Here is a 601-nt window from a genome sequence, read left to right as displayed (position 1 = left end):
GATGTAGCGTATAAGAGTAATTTTTTAGCAGCCGATAGAAATAACGATGGAGAAGTAGATAAAAAAGAAATTGATTATACTATCTATGCATTTGCTTTATATATAGAGCCAACTAAAGATGGTTCAGGACAAGCTACTAAAGTTGCAAGTTATGTTCCAAGTATTTTGACTGTTGATAATAAACAATCAACTGATATTAGCACAATACTTGATGGGAATATTAGTATGGATAAAAATCTTGATGGCTATATAACAATTGCTGAAAAATACAATTATTCTGACACTGCTTACCAATATGGAGTATTTTTAGATAATCTACCTTTTATGACAATTTCACACAAAAAAATAAATACTAATATAACTGAAGAATTAAATAAAAAAACAGAAGAACAAATCAAACTTAATAATATAATTGAAAAACTTAAAAAATCACAATCTTTAGATAATAACGAAAAAGAAATATTACAAAAATTTAATATCCAAAACATAAGTAATGAATTAAAAATAAGCGAAGATAAATTAAAAGATTTAATAAGTAGTGATAAGCTAGGAGATTTTATAGATTTTACGAAAGAATTTAAAAAAGATTTAAGCGATACAA

General features: G+C 24.6%; 1 protein-coding gene. It reads left to right on the top strand.

Going from position 1 to position 601, the window contains the following annotated elements; all coding sequences use genetic code 11:
• The coding region (locus tag KJR01_RS09645) for a hypothetical protein (RefSeq protein WP_214119026.1) at positions 1-601 on the top strand (601 nt) is incomplete at both ends.

It is taken from the genome of Campylobacter sp. 2018MI10 (assembly GCF_018501175.1).
Lineage (GTDB): Bacteria > Campylobacterota > Campylobacteria > Campylobacterales > Campylobacteraceae > Campylobacter_E.
Note: the sequence above shows the minus strand (reverse complement) of the source record. Positions and strands in the feature narration are given on the sequence as shown.